The organism is Mesorhizobium sp. WSM4840, from assembly GCF_055811755.1.
The window spans coordinates 1-13230 of sequence record NZ_JBVVQD010000017.1; the positions used below are offsets into that span (position 1 = coordinate 1).

Annotated in this window: 16 protein-coding genes, 3 tRNA genes and 1 pseudogene; 9 read left to right on the top strand and 11 right to left on the bottom strand. The window is 61.3% G+C overall.

Features of this window, described 5'->3' with window-relative positions:
- On the bottom strand, positions 1 to 122 hold a 122-nt coding region (locus AC0L3I_RS21870; protein WP_246677656.1), incomplete at its 3' end, for a GTP-binding protein.
- Positions 123 to 428: 306 nt separating this feature from the next.
- Here AC0L3I_RS21870 and AC0L3I_RS21875 point away from each other — a divergent pair.
- Positions 429 to 1316 carry a DMT family transporter gene (locus tag AC0L3I_RS21875; RefSeq protein WP_473528193.1) on the top strand — a complete coding sequence of 296 codons (888 nt, stop codon included), beginning with the start codon at positions 429 to 431 and terminating at the stop codon, positions 1314 to 1316.
- A 66-nt stretch (positions 1317 to 1382) separates the two neighbouring features.
- Positions 1383 to 1829: a GFA family protein gene (locus AC0L3I_RS21880; protein ID WP_473528194.1), complete on the top strand. Its 447-nt coding sequence runs from the start codon at positions 1383 to 1385 to the stop codon at positions 1827 to 1829.
- A 115-nt stretch (positions 1830 to 1944) separates the two neighbouring features.
- On the opposite strand, the gene AC0L3I_RS21885 is transcribed toward AC0L3I_RS21880, so the two are convergent.
- Positions 1945 to 2018: transfer RNA gene (locus tag AC0L3I_RS21885), tRNA-Gly, on the bottom strand.
- 71 nt (positions 2019 to 2089) lie between these two features.
- Positions 2090 to 2174, bottom strand: a tRNA-Tyr gene (locus AC0L3I_RS21890).
- A 198-nt stretch (positions 2175 to 2372) separates the two neighbouring features.
- Between AC0L3I_RS21890 and AC0L3I_RS21895 the strand changes: the two genes are divergently transcribed.
- Together AC0L3I_RS21895 and AC0L3I_RS21900 are read left to right on the top strand one after the other, a co-directional pair.
- The gene (locus tag AC0L3I_RS21895; protein WP_473528195.1) at positions 2373 to 3239 is read left to right on the top strand and encodes a TrmH family RNA methyltransferase; all 867 of its coding nucleotides are present in this window, start codon (positions 2373 to 2375) and stop codon (positions 3237 to 3239) included.
- Positions 3229 to 3789 (top strand): hypothetical protein, encoded by a 561-nt coding sequence (locus AC0L3I_RS21900; protein ID WP_473528196.1) that lies wholly within the window; start codon positions 3229 to 3231, stop codon positions 3787 to 3789. Before AC0L3I_RS21895 ends, AC0L3I_RS21900 begins: the two co-directional genes overlap by 11 nt.
- A 40-nt stretch (positions 3790 to 3829) precedes the next feature.
- On the opposite strand, the gene AC0L3I_RS21905 is transcribed toward AC0L3I_RS21900, so the two are convergent.
- The 3 genes and pseudogenes from AC0L3I_RS21905 to gcl all read right to left on the bottom strand — a co-directional run bounded on the left by AC0L3I_RS21905 (position 3830) and on the right by gcl (position 7424).
- Complete coding sequence (locus AC0L3I_RS21905; RefSeq protein ID WP_473528197.1) at positions 3830 to 4714, bottom strand: 2-hydroxy-3-oxopropionate reductase; 885 nt, start codon at positions 4712 to 4714, stop codon at positions 3830 to 3832.
- Positions 4715 to 4773: 59 nt separating this feature from the next.
- Positions 4774 to 5553, bottom strand: a pseudogene (hyi, locus tag AC0L3I_RS21910) (hydroxypyruvate isomerase); the annotation flags it as partial.
- Between the two features lie 89 nt (positions 5554 to 5642).
- Positions 5643 to 7424 carry a glyoxylate carboligase gene (gcl, locus tag AC0L3I_RS21915; protein WP_473488701.1) on the bottom strand — a complete coding sequence of 594 codons (1782 nt, stop codon included), beginning with the start codon at positions 7422 to 7424 and terminating at the stop codon, positions 5643 to 5645.
- A 202-nt stretch (positions 7425 to 7626) separates the two neighbouring features.
- On the opposite strand from gcl, the gene bhcR reads away from it, so the two are divergent.
- Positions 7627 to 8511, top strand: a complete 885-nt coding sequence (gene bhcR / locus AC0L3I_RS21920) for an HTH-type transcriptional regulator BhcR (protein ID WP_473528198.1) — start codon at positions 7627 to 7629, stop codon at positions 8509 to 8511.
- A 61-nt stretch (positions 8512 to 8572) separates the two neighbouring features.
- A complete protein-coding gene (locus AC0L3I_RS21925; protein WP_473528199.1) occupies positions 8573 to 9067 on the top strand; it encodes a YbaK/EbsC family protein in 495 nt (164 codons plus the stop codon).
- Here AC0L3I_RS21925 and AC0L3I_RS21930 read toward each other — a convergent pair.
- The 3 genes from AC0L3I_RS21930 to AC0L3I_RS21940 form a co-directional block, all read right to left on the bottom strand.
- A complete protein-coding gene (locus AC0L3I_RS21930) occupies positions 9035 to 9391 on the bottom strand; it encodes a hypothetical protein (protein WP_095489666.1) in 357 nt (118 codons plus the stop codon). The two genes, AC0L3I_RS21925 and AC0L3I_RS21930, sit on opposite strands and share 33 nt — an antisense overlap.
- A 169-nt stretch (positions 9392 to 9560) precedes the next feature.
- A complete protein-coding gene (locus AC0L3I_RS21935; protein WP_473488698.1) occupies positions 9561 to 9869 on the bottom strand; it encodes a BA14K family protein in 309 nt (102 codons plus the stop codon).
- Between the two features lie 200 nt (positions 9870 to 10069).
- Positions 10070 to 10237 (bottom strand): hypothetical protein, encoded by a 168-nt coding sequence (locus tag AC0L3I_RS21940; protein ID WP_473488697.1) that lies wholly within the window; start codon positions 10235 to 10237, stop codon positions 10070 to 10072.
- Between the two features lie 146 nt (positions 10238 to 10383).
- Between AC0L3I_RS21940 and AC0L3I_RS21945 the strand changes: the two genes are divergently transcribed.
- Positions 10384 to 10459: transfer RNA gene (locus AC0L3I_RS21945), tRNA-Thr, on the top strand.
- Positions 10460 to 10606: 147 nt separating this feature from the next.
- Positions 10607 to 10852, top strand: coding sequence for a hypothetical protein (locus AC0L3I_RS21950; RefSeq protein ID WP_473488696.1), 246 nt, complete (start codon positions 10607 to 10609; stop codon positions 10850 to 10852).
- A gap of 171 nt (positions 10853 to 11023) precedes the next feature.
- On the opposite strand, the gene AC0L3I_RS21955 is transcribed toward AC0L3I_RS21950, so the two are convergent.
- Together AC0L3I_RS21955 and AC0L3I_RS21960 are read right to left on the bottom strand one after the other, a co-directional pair.
- The gene (locus tag AC0L3I_RS21955) at positions 11024 to 11389 is read right to left on the bottom strand and encodes a hypothetical protein (protein ID WP_473488695.1); all 366 of its coding nucleotides are present in this window, start codon (positions 11387 to 11389) and stop codon (positions 11024 to 11026) included.
- Between the two features lie 16 nt (positions 11390 to 11405).
- A complete protein-coding gene (locus tag AC0L3I_RS21960; RefSeq protein WP_473488694.1) occupies positions 11406 to 12020 on the bottom strand; it encodes a TetR/AcrR family transcriptional regulator in 615 nt (204 codons plus the stop codon).
- 91 nt (positions 12021 to 12111) lie between these two features.
- Between AC0L3I_RS21960 and AC0L3I_RS21965 the strand changes: the two genes are divergently transcribed.
- On the top strand, positions 12112 to 13218 hold the full coding sequence (locus AC0L3I_RS21965; RefSeq protein ID WP_473528200.1) for a polyamine ABC transporter substrate-binding protein: 1107 nt from the start codon (positions 12112 to 12114) through the stop codon (positions 13216 to 13218).
- Positions 13219 to 13230: the final 12 nt, after the last annotated feature.

The following is a 13230-nucleotide window of genomic DNA, read 5'->3' on the forward strand; positions in this document are numbered from 1 at the left end:
CGCTTGTATTCGCCAAAATACTTGGTGATCGCCGCCGTCAGCGACGTCTTGCCATGATCGACGTGGCCAATCGTGCCAATGTTCACATGAGGCTTTGTACGCTCGAATTTACCTTTTGCCATAGTCTCTTTCCTTGGACGGCCTGGACCTTCAGTTCAGTCGAATGCGGGGCGATTAGCGACTGCGGCCGAAAAACACAAGTGCCTTGTGGCCGGGGCTTTCTCACCCGGACTGAACCCATGATCCGGTTTTCGGGGATGTGGCGCGGATATAGGAACGAACAAGAAGGAATGGAATGGCCGGAGATAGGTTTCGCGGGTACCGGCATTCAGCGGGTGGACATCGCCGCTTCCGCCTGTCTGCCTTGCCGGATTTACAGCCGGATCTGGCCCATTGCCGGTGTGGCGCCGGTCTGATTTCCTGATCCCATGCATTACATTCCGATCGCCATCCGCGGCCCGCTGTTCATGATCCTCTCGACCGGGTCCTATGTCGCCAACGACACCATGATGAAGCTGGCGACGGTGGGGCTGCCGCCCTATGAAGTGCTGTTTTTGCGCGGGACGGCGGCAACGCTTTGGGGCATCCCGTTGCTGTTTGCGCTGGGCTACGCCAGGCAGATCCCGCTGATCCTCGAGCGGAGAGTGTTGCAAAGAAACCTGTTCGAGTTGGCGGCAATCCTTTGCTACGTGGTGGCGCTCGCCAACATGCAGATCGCCGATTCGACCGCCCTGGGGCAGATCACTCCCCTGCTCATGCTGATTGGCTCCGCTGTCCTGTTCGGCGAACGGATCGGGGGGCTGCGCATGGCGCTGATCGGGCTCGGCTTCATCGGCGCGGTGATGGTGGCGCAGCCGACCATGCAGGGCATCTCGGTCTACGCCTTGCTGGCGCTCGGCAATGCGGCATTCGCCGCCGCGCGCGATCTCGCCGGGCGGCGGGTCGCCGCCGACGTGCCTGGCATGATCGTCGCAATTTCCGCGGTGGTGGTGGTGCTGGTCGGCTCAGGCGTCGCGCATCTGATGTCCGAGCGTTGGGTGATGCCCGAGACGCATCATTTGCTGCTGATGGCCGGGGCCGGATTGTTCCTGATCTTCGGCCATTTCTTCATCTTCATGGCCTATCGCGCCGGGCCGACCGGGGTGGTGGCGCCCTTCTACTACTGCTTCACCGTCTGGGCGGTCATTTCGGGGCTGGTGGTGTTCCAGCAATTGCCGAACGCGCTGGCGATCAGCGGCATCCTGCTGGTGGTGGCCAGCGGGCTGACCATCGTGTCGCTCGACGAGCGTAGGCGCCGACTGACCGTCGTCGCATAATTTGGGCAGTGGTGACCAAAACAACGGTTACACCACAAATTTCAACTTGGCCGCTGCCCGCAAAAAATGGAGAAACCTGTGACAAGCGAGGAGAATGCTGGCACCCGCATGCTTGCCGGAAAATGCCTGTGCGGCGCCGTGCAATACGCGGTGGCCGACGAGTTCATCTACGCCGCCAACTGCCACTGCTCGAACTGCCGGCGCACCACCGGTTCGGCCTTCAAGCCGTTTGCCGGCATCGAGCGTGAGAGACTGAGCCTGACCAAGGGCGAGGACAACCTCCTGATCTTTGGCGAGGAGACCGGCCACGACGTGCACTGCAAGACCTGCGGCTCATTGCTCTATTCGGTCGTCCGCGACGGCGCCTTCGTGCACGTCGCCATGGGAACCCTCGTCGACGAGCCGACCATCCGCGCGACCCAGCACATCTTTGTCGGCTCCAAGGCGAAGTGGTTTACGATCGCCGACGACCTGCCTCAATATGAAGAGCATGTCGCCGGAGGCGCCGACTGAAGACCTGGCGATGTGGATGACGGCATTGCCGCTCAGGCACTACAGAACCGCCACAGACAGTGACACGGCGCATTTTCAAGGAAGTTGTTTTTGATAATGACTTCAACAGCATGCTTGGAGCGGGTAGCGGGAATCGAACCCGCATATTCAGCTTGGAAGGCTGCTGCTCTACCACTGAGCTATACCCGCGCCTCTCGCCCGAAAACCGCTATGCACTTTTCGGTCCGATGCTTTGCGTTTCAGGGCTTCCGGGCCGGCAGTGGTGGAGAGGGTTGGATTTGAACCAACGTAGGCATAGCCAACGGATTTACAGTCCGTCCCCTTTAACCACTCGGGCACCTCTCCAGTCTGCCGCCGGAGCCATGCAACGAGGCATCGACGCGTCGCGACCGCGTGAGCAGCCCTTCGCGAAGCGCCTTATGGCGGCAGCGCCCAAAACTGTCAACCGCAACATCCCGGCAAACGCGCTGAATTTCTTGACGACCCGCCGAGCAGGGTATCCGGCTGTATCCATAGACAGACGACACGGCTATAGAACCGGCCATGAGCAACGATAACAAGCCCAAGACCCCGAAAGACACCCACTACGCCAAGCTGCGGCGTGCGCATCGCGACGAGAAAAGCGGCGGCGCGCCGGCGTTCAGGCCGCGCCAGCCGGTGCCGCCAGGAGAGACAGCAACGGACGGCCTGGTGCGACTTTACGGCCTGCACACGGTGCGGGCGGCACTCGACAATCCGCGCCGGCGGATCAAGAAGATGCTGGTGACGCGCAACGCCGCCGAGCGGCTGGCGATCGCCGACCTCGCCGCCTTGCCCTTTGAGACAGAGATGGTCGAGCCGAAAGTCATCGACAAGGTCACCGGCTCCGATGCCGTGCATCAGGGCGTGCTTATCGAAGCCGAGCCGCTAAAACCCAAGCGCCTCGATGCGCTCGGCGACACCACGCTGGTGCTGGTCCTCGACCAGGTTACCGACCCGCACAATGTCGGCGCGATCCTGCGCTCGGCGGTCGCCTTCGGCGCCGGCGCGCTGATCACCACGGCGCGCCACAGCCCGCATGAATCCGGCGTGCTGGCAAAATCGGCCTCCGGCGCGCTGGAGCATATCGACCAAATCGAGGTGAAGAACCTCGCCGACGCGCTCGGCCAGCTGCACGAGGCCGGCTTCCAGACCATCGGCCTCGATTCGGACGGGCCGGCGGAACTCGAGAAAAGCCTTGCCGGGGAAAAGATCGCGCTGGTGCTGGGCGCCGAGGGCAAGGGCTTGCGCCAGAAGACCCGTGAGACGGTGACGACGCTCGCCCGGCTCGACATGCCGGGCGCCATCCGCTCGCTCAACGTGTCGAATGCGGCGGCGGTGAGCCTTTATGCGGCGCACGCGCACCTCAAGAGTATCCGAAATGGCGAATGACGACCAGAATTGGGTGTGGCTTAACCGCCATTCGTGGCGCCCAGACATGACAATCAGAGAGCAGATCGTCGACGACTTCGAGAAGCTGTTTTTACTTAAGTACCTGCCCAACCGCGTATCGCTGTCGTGGGAGCGTCTCCACGAGTACCAGCGTGAGGCGCGCAGGGCCGAGCTTCGTGACCTTAAGCTCGTTCTCAGTTTGAACGAGTTCAAAACAAAAGAACTTGTGCTTCGTCGCCTTTTCCTCGCGATGTTGCTATCGAGTATACTCATTTTGATACTAATTTTGTTTTCTAAGACTCCCAGCGCCGTGAGAGAACAATTCAGAATTGAGCAAAACCAAATTTATTTCACAACGGTAGGATCTATACTCTGTCTTTGCCTCCTCTACAGAAATATATTTGTGACACCAACGCTGATTGTCGGGGTCGTTGGTCTGCTTCTTATGTCGATATTTGCGGCACTGCCGTTCTTGTCTGCAGCAATTATGATGCTTGGTATCTTGCTTCTCTACCTTGTTGCGAAATGGCGGGCCAACCCGTCGCACTGATGCCTCCATCGCTGCCGCGGGTACCACCAAGCGATCGATCTCACTCCATCTCATGTCCGGCCATTCGCTCCAGCGCCTTGACCAGCGCCGAATGATCCTCCTTAGCGCCGCCATTGGCCGCGCAGGAATTGAACAATTGTTGCGTCGTCGAGGTGTTGGGTAGTGCCACGCCAAGCGCTTTTGCCCCTTCCAGGGCGAGATTAAGATCCTTCTGGTGCAGCTCGATGCGAAAGCCCGGCGCGAAGCTGCGCTTGATCATGCGCTCGCCATGCACTTCTAGAATGCGCGAGGCCGCGAGCCCGCCCATCAGCGCCTGTCGCACCTTGGCCGGGTCGGCGCCGGCTTTCGACGCAAAAACAAGCGCTTCGGCGACCGCTTCGATGGTCAGCGCGACGACGATCTGGTTGGCGACTTTGGTGGTCTGGCCGACGCTGTTCGGGCCAACCAGCGTGATGTTCTTGCCCATCTTCTCGAATACCGGCCTGGCGCGCTCGAAGGCCTTTTCCTCGCCGCCGACCATGATGGTCAGCGACGCGGCCTTGGCGCCGACCTCGCCGCCCGACACCGGCGCATCGAGATAGTCGCAGCCGAGGTCGTTGATCTTCCTGGCAAAAACCTTGGTCTCGATCGGCGAGATCGAGCTCATGTCGATGACCAGCTTGCCCCCGGTCAAACCCGAGGCGACACCGTTTTCGCCAAACAGCACGTCGGCCACCTCAGGCGTGTCGGGAACCATGGTGATGACGATGTCGGCCGTTTTCGCAACGGCGTGATGGCCGGTGACGGTCTTCAGACCCTTGGCGACGAGATCGGCCGGCGGTTTCGAGCGATGGTCGCTGGCGACAACGGTGTAGCCAGCATCGAGCAGATGCCCCGCCATCGGCGCGCCCATGATGCCGAGGCCGATGAAACCGATGGTGTCCATTTGATTATCTCCCTGGTGTTTCCTTGTTGAGGCCGCGTTCCGTGGCGCCCCCCTCTGGCCTGCCCGGCCAAGTCCTGGAACCATCCGAGTCCGGCTTCCGTGCCGGACTTCGGCTTGTACTCCGCCCCGATCCAGCCGGAATAGCCGATGCGGTCGATGTGGTTGTACAGAAAAGGAAAATTGATCTCGCCCGTCCCCGGCTCATGACGGCCGGGATTGTCCGCAAGCTGGATATGCGCGATGCGGCCGAGGTTGGCCTCGATGGTGCGGGCGAGATCCCCCTCCATGATCTGCATGTGATAAATGTCGTATTGCAGGAACAGGTTCTTCGAGCCGACGCGGTCGATGAGCGCCAGGGCCTGGTCCGAATAGTTCAGGAAGAAGCCCGGAATGTCGCGGGTGTTGATCGGCTCGATCAACAGCCTGATGCCGGCCTGCGCCAGCTTCTCCGCTGCGAAAGCCAGGTTTTCGGCGAAGACATCTTCCAGCACTGAACGCTCGACGCCTCGCGGCGCGATGCCTGCGAGGCAGTTGACCTGTTCGCAACCCAGCGCATGCGCGTAGGTGATCGCCTTGGCGACGCCTTGCCGGAACTCGGGAACACGATCCGGCAACACCGCAATGCCGCGCTCGCCCTTGCCCCAGTCGCCGGCCGGCAGGTTGAAGAGCACTTGCGTCAGGCCGTTTTTCTTCAGCCTCGCCGCAACGACATCGGGCGCATGGTCATAAGGGCCGATATATTCGACACCGCTAAAGCCGGCGCGGGCGGCGGCATCGAAGCGGTCGAGGAAATCGTGCTCGCCAAAGAGCATCGAGAGATTGGCTGAAAAACGCGGCATCTTGTTTCTCCTTGTTTCTCCTTGTTTTCGCCCGGCCCAAGCTGTGGTGAGATCAGGTCAGGCCGGCATCACGTGAATATCAGCGCAGCTTAATCGAGCATGACGATCGCCGTGGGGGCGTCTTCATGGTGTTCGGCAAGCTCCTCGAACTCGGTGATCTCATCGATTTCCGTGCCCATCGAAATGTTGGTGACGCGCTCTAAGATGAATTCAAGCACGACGGGAACCTGGTGATCCTTCATCAGGCGCTGCGCCTGCTTGAACGCGCCGGCGAATTCCTCCGGCCTGCGCACCCGGACCGCCTTGCAGCCCATGGCCTCGGCGACAGCAACATGGTCGACGCCATAGCCAGCCTCGGGATCGTCTTTGCGGTTGACGTTCTCGAAGGCGAGGCTGACCTCGAAATCCATCGAAAAGCCGCGCTGCGCCTGGCGGATCAGGCCGAGATAGGCATTGTTCACCACGACATGGATATAGGGCAATTTGTGCTGCGCGCCGGCCGCCAGTTCCTCGATCATGAACTGGAAATCATAGTCGCCGGAAAGCGCGACGATGTTTCGCTGCGGATCGGCGGCGCGAACGCCAAGTGCGGCCGGCAGCGTCCAGCCGAGCGGACCGGCCTGGCCGCAATTGATCCAGTTGCGCGGCTTATAGACATGCAGGAACTGCGCGCCGGCGATCTGCGAAAGCCCGATCGTGGTGACATAGGTGGTATCGCGGCCAAATGCCTTGTTCATCTCCTCGTAGACGCGCTGCGGCTTCAGCGGCACCTGGTCGAAATGCGTCTTGCGCTTCATCGTCTTCTTGCGGCCCTGGCATTCCCTGGCCCAGCCCGACCAGTCGCGCAGTTTCCGCGCCGTCTTCCATTCGGTGGCGACGTCGAGCAGCATTTTCAGTGCCGCACCGGCATCCGAGACGACACCGAGATCCGGCGCGAAGACACGGCCGATCTGGGTCGGCTCGATGTCGACATGGATGAATTTTTTGCCCTTGGTGTAGACGTCGACCGAGCCGGTATGGCGGTTGGCCCAGCGGTTGCCGATGCCGAAGACGAAGTCGGCCTCTAGCATCGTCGCGTTGCCGTAGCGATGCGACGTCTGCAGCCCGCACAAGCCGGCCATCAGCCGGTGGTCGTCGGGAATCGCGCCCCAGCCCATCAGCGTCGGGATCACGGGCACGCCGGTGACTTCGGCGAACTCGATCAGCAGATCCGAGGCATCGGCGTTGATGATGCCGCCGCCGGCAACGATGACAGGCTTTTCGGCCGCGTTGAGCATCGCCAAGGCTTTCTCAGCCTGGCTGCGTGACATTGCCGGCTTGAACGGCACCAGCGGCTCATAAGCATCGATGTCGAACTCGATCTCGGCCAGTTGCACATCGACCGGCAGGTCGATCAGCACCGGACCGGGCCGCGACGAGCGCATCAGGTGGAACGCCTTCTGCAGCGCCATCGGCACGAGGTAGGGTTCCATGACGGTGACCGCCCATTTGGCGACCGGTGCGGCAATGGCGGCGATGTCGACGGCCTGGAAATCCTCCTTGTTGAGACGCGCCCGCGGCGCCTGGCCGGTGATGCAGAGGATCGGGATGGAATCGGCCGCGGCCGAATAGAGACCGGTGATCATGTCGGTGCCGGCCGGGCCTGAAGTGCCGATGCACAGGCCAATATTGCCTGACTTGGCGCGGGTATACCCTTCGGCCATGTGCGATGCCGCCTCGACATGGCGTGCGAGGATGTGACGGATCGTACCCCTCGCCTTTACCGCCGAATAGAACGGGTTGATCGCCGCACCCGGCACGCCGAAGGCGCAGGAAATGCCTTCCTTTTCGAGAACGAGAACCGCTGCGTCGACCGCGCGCATCCTGGCCATGTCAGCCTCCACGGAATTTGTTGCTGGCCGAGAATGCCAGTGCGCCGGCTATTTTTCAATTTTTTCAAAATATTTTTTCATTTCGAAGATCCGGCGACTACATTCTGATTTCATTGTGTTTTCCGTTTTCCATAAAACTGCCTGGCAAATTGGTGAAAAACTTTTTCATTGCGCATTTGGCGAAATCGGCAAGAATGCCGCCATGGAAACCACCGAAAAACGCCAGCGCGGGCGGCCGCGTGCCTTCCACGGTCCGTCAGGCGCCGCTTCGGTGCAGTCGCTCGACCGGGCGCTGCGCATCCTCGCCATCGTCGCCGACGGCAGCGGTCTGTCGCTGAGCGAGATCGCCGCGCAGAGCGGCCTCCCCGCCTCCACCGCCTACCGCATGCTGACGACGCTGGAAAACCACGGCATGGTCGAGTTCGACGGCACCGACCAGCTCTGGTCGATCGGCGTCGAGACCTATCGCATGGGCGCGGCATTCCTGCGCCGCCGCAAACTGGTCGACCGCGCCCGCACCGTCATGCAGGAACTGATGGAGAAAACCGGCGAGACCGCCAATCTCGGCGTCGCCGAGGACGATTGCGTCGTCTTCGTCAGCCAGGTCGAGACGCATCAGGCGATCCGCGCCTTCTTCCGGCCGGGCACGCGCAGTTCCTTCCATGCGTCGGGCATCGGCAAGGCGGTGCTGGCGCATCTCGAGCCAGAGCGCGTCGGCGCCATCCTGCGCCGGGCCGGGCTGGAGCGCTTCACCGAAAAGACGCTGTCCGACATCTCGGCGCTGGCCCGCGACCTGGTGACGATCAAGCTGCGCGGCTGGTCGGTCGACGACGAGGAGCGGCATCCCGGCATGCGCTGCGTGGCCGCCGCGATCTTCAACGAGTTCGGCGAGCCGATCGGCGGGGTTTCGGTTTCGGGACCGACAGTGCGGGTGACGCCGGAGCGGCTGGTCGAGATCGGCCCCCTGGTGCGCGAAGCCGCAACGGAAATAACCAGGATGATTGGTGGTCTGCCGCCCCCTTCTTCACCAAGCCGCGCCGCCGGACCGGGTTCACTCTTCGAGATTGGCGCTACGCGCTCACCTTGACAGCCGCCCGGCTACGGCCAAGTTTGCGTCCACCTTCCGCCAGCCGACGCCCGAAAGACGCATGAGCCTCCAATCCGTCAAAGCCTTCTTCGCCGAATATGCCCCCGACATCGAGCTGATCGAAACGCCGACAAGCTCGGCGACCGTCGCGCTCGCGGCCGAGGCGCACGGCGTCGAGCCGGGGCAGATCGCCAAGACCATCTGCCTGCGCGTCGGTGACCGGGTCATGCTGGTCGTCGCCCGCGGCGACGCGCGCATCGACAATCGCAAATCGCGCGATGCATTCGGCGGCAAGCCGCGCATGCTCGATGCCGAGCAGGTGGCCGAAATCACTGGCCATCCGATTGGCGGCGTCTGCCCCTTCGGCCTCGCCTCGCCGTTGCCGGTCTATTGCGACGTATCGCTGCGCGCCTACGATCAGGTCGTGCCAGCGGCCGGCGCAACCAATGCAGCGGTGAAAATAGGCGTCGAGCGCATGGCGGCGCTGACCGGCGCCGAATGGTGCGACATCTGTCAGGATGAGCTAGGCCCCGGGCACCGCGCTCTTGGTCGATAGGTCGTAGAAATCAAGCAGCATCGCCAGCCCAACTCCGCAGGCGGTGAAGATGAGGCCGGCGATGAAGATGCGGGTGGCGCGTTCATAGACGCGTCGCTGTAGAGACGTTGTGTCGAGCAGCAACCGCAGCGCTCGTATCTGCAAGGCAATGCCTATCAAAATCGGCACGACGGCTGCCAGGTGATAGATTTCCCAAGGGAGCGGGTTGGCGGCCCAATGCGTGATGAAGCCCAGCGAGAAAGCCAGTAGAATGCCGACGGTGGTGATCGTGCCGTTGCGGAAATCCGTCTCAATCTGCTCTTCCTTGGGTTCGTGCTCGTCCAAGCGTCCCTCTCCCTCTGGTGCCTTCACCGCCAGACTAAGCTGTCGAAAAATCCCTGTACATCCCTCGCTGGAACCGGTTGCGGTGCCGGGCTCAATTTTGCAACCCAGACAGCTGAAAAAGGGGCAGTGGGTGCCCCTTTTTCCCTTGCCTGAAACGGTTCACCTCCCCTCAAAGCCGGCAGCGGTGACGATAGCCGTCGTAGCCGACATAGGTGTCCGAGTACGGATCGTAACTCTGATAGCGGTTGAGGCAGCGCCGGACGTGCCATGAGCCGCCATTTTCCTCGATATAGACGGTGCGCGGCTGGGCGAGCGCGCTGCCGAGCAGGAAGCCGCCGACGCCGGCGGCGATGCCGATGCCAAGGTGCTTGTTGTGATGGTGCTTGTGATGGGCGGCCGAAGGCTGAACGGTGCCGGCCAGCATGGCGGCGGCGACAGTGGTGGCGATGAGGCCGGAAACGATGGTGCGCTTGAACATGACGATCTCCTTGCTGCGTTGTCTGAGAGGCGATCCATCCCGCCTCTTGACCATCAGTCGTTGCAGCAAGGAAAAAGGTTCGACGGTTTTTTTGGATTTTTTCAAAAGCGCAAAAGCGGCCGAACTGAACAGGTTTGCAGTCAGGCGCGCAAATTACGACCGGCGAGAGCGCCGATCGACAGTCGCACCGGCGGGAGGCCTCAGCCCATGCCGGTGATATGGCGCAGCCAGAAGGCAAGCGCGATGAAGCCGATAATGGTGGTGACGCCGGTCCAGTCGACGTTAGCGCCCTTCAAATCCTTGATGAGCTTCACCAGCAGAATCCAGGCCACGACGACGACCAGGGCAATGACGACAAGTCTCACCATGCGACACCCTCGCCTATGCGATTGCACCTTCGATCAATATAGGAGGCGAATTGGCCGTTTTCAGGATGCCCGCGCCGGCAGCTCCGGCGCGTTCAAACGGAGTTTTGTCTTTACTGGCACAACAAATATGCTAACCGGAGGGCCGTGCCCTTGTAGCTCAGCTGGTAGAGCAGCGGTTTTGTAAACCGAAGGTCGGCGGTTCGATTCCGTCCGGGGGCACCAGTAAACAACAGCACGGGCTGGCGATATCTGCTCATCCCCGATTTCCACAGGCCGGGGCCGTCGGGATCGGTAGCATATCAGGTCCAACGCATATATTCCCATAGCGGAACGACAGGTATTCCCTGGCGGTAACCATAGGAGTCGCCGTTGGAGCAGAAACGCACGATCGCACCTTTTATTGGTGGCATGTATGGCAGCCTTGCTGCCCTCGCGTTGGCGCTCGGTTTCCGCTTCCTGCTAATTCACGATCCTGATCCGACCTCGCAAGCAACGATAACCCTTTCAGGGCTGGCCTTTTCGATTTGTTTCAGCCTGACCTTCCTCCGCGAGCATCGACGCCAAATCGCTGCCGCGAGAGAATTTCTCGGCCGTCCAAGATCGTATCGGGACTAATCTCCCGCGTTCTGCAACGCAAAGCGCCCATGCCCTCCCCAGGTCCTCCGGGTCGTGCCCAGGGAATCAGAACCAATGGAAGCACCAGGGATGCAGACCGGCCGGCATCTCCTGCTCCCGGCCATTCTAATGCCATTCGATTAAAATGCGCCTGTGTATATTAGCAATCGCTCAATTTAGCGCGCCGACAATGTCTGTGCGGTGGGCTAAACAACGGGTGGTGTTATGCGAAGCGACTTCGCTGCAGCGCGCGAGCTCTTGGAGTGTGCCCAAAACCGGCTCTGCGGCATGGACGAAACGAGCCAACGCGTCGGCGAGGCACTCGACTCCCTGATTGAAGAAATAGCCATCGCGGAATTCCGCAAGGCGCCATTGACCGTCGTGCCGTTTCCGCGTGCGCGGCCGCCAAGGCATGCCCGGTAAACCGCCGATCGCGCCGATATGGGAAGTCAGCAGCGGGAGTGCTCCACGCACCACCGGCTGAATTGAACCGGCGCGATTGCGGCTTAGCGGCGTCCGGGCCACCAGAAGTCCCATCGGGAGATCCCGCCCCTCACACCGCGATCGCCGCCACCAGAATCCGGTTCTGCCGGCGAATCGCGGCGCGCAATTCGGCAATTCTGGCGCCGTCGCGCTTCACGAACTCGATGAACATCATGTTCATGTTGTTGAACACCAGTTCGCCCAAGGCGTGTCCATCGATATCCCGGCGCACCAGGCCGAGCCCCTGCAGCCGGGCGATCAGCGCGCGGATCTGCTCGGTCAGCGCCCGGTCTAGCGCGGTATAGGCCTGGCCGAACGGGCTGTCGGGCAGTTGAGTCGAGATCGCCATCGCCTGCCGCCACATCTCCTTGCTGAGATAATGCAGCGAATGCTCGATATAGATGCCGAGCAGCGTATCGAGCGCATCTCCGACATTGGCCGGCGGGTTGGCGACGACGCCCTGCCCGGCATTGAGCACCTCGTTGACCTCCATCGAGACGATGGCGCCGAGGATATCGCCCTTGTTCTGGTAATAGTTGTAGATCGTGCCGACCGAGACCTCGGCCTGAGCTGCGATGGTCTCGATCTTGGCGCCTTCATAGCCGGCATCGCGAAAAAGCTCCGCCGCCGCCTCGATGATACGGCGATGCCGATCCGCCTTTTGCCTTGCCCGCAATCCGCTCATATCGGCTATTTTGCCATAAAAACAGAATTGACTCAATTTTTGAATTGGTTCAATTTTTGCCACAAGCCAAAAAGGCAAGGGAGAACACTCGATGCGCATTCACCTGACGACCCCGAATCCAACTGCCAAGAATCCGCTTTCCGTTCTGAAGAGCCATCTCCACGCCGCTTGTGCTGCGACAGCACTGCTGCTGGCGACGGGCAGCTTCGCTCAGGCTGCGGATCTCAACGCTCTGATCTGGTGCGATCACGCCGACCCGGCGCTGCTGCAGCCTTTCGAGGAGGCCAATGGCGTCAAGGTCAATGTCAAGGAGTTCGAGGGCACCGGCGCCGGTATGGCGATTGTCGAACAGTCGCAACCCGGCGACTGGGATGTGATGGTGATCGACAGCATCGACATACCGCGCGGCGTCGAAAAGGGCCTGTTCGAGCCGCTGCCGGAAGACAAACTGCCGCTGGCCGACCTCTTTCCCCAAGTGAAGATGGACAGTTCCACCGTGGTCGACGGCAAGCGCTACGGCATCACCGAAAAATTCGGCTACAACACCATCGGCTACAACAAGACCAAGGTCGATCCGGCCGACATGCAGTCGCTGGCCGCGCTGACCGGCGACAAGTACAAGGGCAAGATCGCCATCTATGACTACTATCTGCCGGTCATCGGCATGGCAGCACTGGCGATCGGCAAGAAGACCGTCGAACTGACCGAGGCCGACCTTCCCGCCATCAAGGAAGAGCTGCTCAAGATGAAGGCCAACGCCAAGCTGGTCGGCGAGGTGACCGCCAGCCAGACGGCGCTGGCGACCGGCGAGGTCGACATTCTGGTCGGCGGCGGCGAGTGGGTGACGGCCGGGCTGGCCAAGGAGAACCCAGCCCTCGACTTCTCCATCCCTAAAGAAGGTGCTGTGCTGTGGTCGCAGTCGCTGGCCATGTTCAAGGATTCCAAAAACAAGGACATGGCGCTGAAGTTCATCCAGTACATTATGAGCCCTGAAGGCCAGGCGCGGCTTGCGACCTCTGCCTGCTATTGGGGTATGCCGGCGAACACCAAGGCGGCGCTGAGCGACGAGCAGAAGAAGATCCTGCGCTTCGACGAGCAGCCGGATTTCCTCGCCCGCGCCCAGCCCTACCCGGCGCCGAACGCCGATCTCGACAAGAAAATGCAGGACGTCTGGACCGAAATGCTGCAGGCGCAGTGACCGGTCGCCGGT

What these genes read in the sequence shown, in the direction of transcription:
- AC0L3I_RS21875 (WP_473528193.1), top strand. Translation starts at nt 429, where the DNA reads ATGCATTACATTCCGATCGCCATCCGCGGCCCGCTGTTCATGATCCTC.
- AC0L3I_RS21880 (WP_473528194.1), top strand. Translation starts at nt 1,383, where the DNA reads ATGGAGAAACCTGTGACAAGCGAGGAGAATGCTGGCACCCGCATGCTT.
- AC0L3I_RS21895 (WP_473528195.1), top strand. Translation starts at nt 2,373, where the DNA reads ATGAGCAACGATAACAAGCCCAAGACCCCGAAAGACACCCACTACGCC.
- AC0L3I_RS21900 (WP_473528196.1), top strand. Translation starts at nt 3,229, where the DNA reads ATGGCGAATGACGACCAGAATTGGGTGTGGCTTAACCGCCATTCGTGG.
- AC0L3I_RS21905 (WP_473528197.1), bottom strand. Translation starts at nt 4,714, where the DNA reads ATGGACACCATCGGTTTCATCGGCCTCGGCATCATGGGCGCGCCGATG.
- gcl (WP_473488701.1), bottom strand. Translation starts at nt 7,424, where the DNA reads ATGGCCAGGATGCGCGCGGTCGACGCAGCGGTTCTCGTTCTCGAAAAG.
- bhcR (WP_473528198.1), top strand. Translation starts at nt 7,627, where the DNA reads ATGGAAACCACCGAAAAACGCCAGCGCGGGCGGCCGCGTGCCTTCCAC.
- AC0L3I_RS21925 (WP_473528199.1), top strand. Translation starts at nt 8,573, where the DNA reads ATGAGCCTCCAATCCGTCAAAGCCTTCTTCGCCGAATATGCCCCCGAC.
- AC0L3I_RS21935 (WP_473488698.1), bottom strand. Translation starts at nt 9,869, where the DNA reads ATGTTCAAGCGCACCATCGTTTCCGGCCTCATCGCCACCACTGTCGCC.
- AC0L3I_RS21940 (WP_473488697.1), bottom strand. Translation starts at nt 10,237, where the DNA reads ATGGTGAGACTTGTCGTCATTGCCCTGGTCGTCGTCGTGGCCTGGATT.
- AC0L3I_RS21955 (WP_473488695.1), bottom strand. Translation starts at nt 11,389, where the DNA reads ATGGGACTTCTGGTGGCCCGGACGCCGCTAAGCCGCAATCGCGCCGGT.
- AC0L3I_RS21960 (WP_473488694.1), bottom strand. Translation starts at nt 12,020, where the DNA reads ATGAGCGGATTGCGGGCAAGGCAAAAGGCGGATCGGCATCGCCGTATC.
- AC0L3I_RS21965 (WP_473528200.1), top strand. Translation starts at nt 12,112, where the DNA reads ATGCGCATTCACCTGACGACCCCGAATCCAACTGCCAAGAATCCGCTT.